Source organism: Nostoc sp. (genome assembly GCF_036916655.1).
Taxonomy (GTDB): domain Bacteria; phylum Cyanobacteriota; class Cyanobacteriia; order Cyanobacteriales; family Nostocaceae; genus Nostoc.
Genome location: NZ_JBALFY010000104.1, coordinates 1 through 1,051, shown reverse-complemented (window position 1 = coordinate 1,051; position 1,051 = coordinate 1). Strand labels below are relative to the sequence as shown.

Genomic DNA, 1,051 nt, shown 5'->3' with positions numbered 1-1,051 from the left:
CGCTTGCCATCCGGGGTGAGGGCTACTGCATTTACCGAGCGGCTATGACCGATAAAAGTCTGCTCATTTTTCCCAGTTTCTAGATTCCAGAGTTTAAGTGTGCTGTCATCTGAAGCAGAAATCACGCGCTTGCCATCCAGGGTGAGGGCTACTGCTGTTACCGCCCAGCTATGACCGATAAAAGTCCGCTCATCCTCCCCAGTTTCCAGATTCCAGAGTTTGAGTGTCTTGTCAAATTTTGAAGCAGAAATCACGCGCTTGCCATCCGGGGTAAGGGCTACTACTGTTACCGAGCCAGTATGACCGATAAAAGTCCGCTCATCCTCCCCAGTTTCCAGATTCCAGAGTTTGAGTGGGTTGTAATCGGAAGCAGAAATCACCTGCTTGCCATCCGGGGTGATGACTACTATTTCTACCGAGTCACTATGACCGATAAAAGTCCGCTCATCTTCCCCAATTTCCAAATTCCAGAGTTTGAGTGTACAGTCATCTGAACCAGAAATCACCTGCTTGCCATCCGGGGTGAGGGCTACTGCTGTTACCCAATTGCCATGACCGATAAAAGTCCGCTCATCCTCTCCAATTTCCAGATTCCAGAGTTTGAGTGTGTTGTTATCGGAAGCAGAAATTACCCCCTTGCCATTGGGGGTGAGGGTTAATGCTTCTACCCAGTCGCAATAACCTTTAAAAGTCCGCTCATCCTCCCCAGTTTTCAGATTCCAGAGTTTGAGTGTGCTGTCAGTTGAAGCAGAAATCACCCGCTTGCCATCCGGGGTAACGGCTACTACTGTTACCGAGCCTGTATGACCGATAAAAGTCCGCTCATCCTCCCCAGTTTCCAGATTCCAGAGTTTAAGTGTCTTGTCAGTTGAAGCAGAAATCACCCGCTTGCCATCCGGGGTAACGGCTACTACTGTTACCGAGCCTGTATGACCTATAAAAGTCTGCTCATTTTTCCCAGTTTTCAGATTCCAGAGTTTGAGTGTGCTGTCAGTTGAAGCAGAAATCACCCGCTTGCCATCCGGGGTAACGGCTACTACTGTTACCGAGC

General features: G+C 49.1%; 1 protein-coding gene. It reads right to left on the bottom strand.

Annotation, left to right across the window (positions count from 1 at the left end; translation table 11 throughout):
• Positions 1-1,051, bottom strand: a 1,051-nt coding sequence (locus V7L31_RS29030) for a WD40 repeat domain-containing protein (protein ID WP_334699435.1), incomplete at both ends; no start/stop codon positions are given.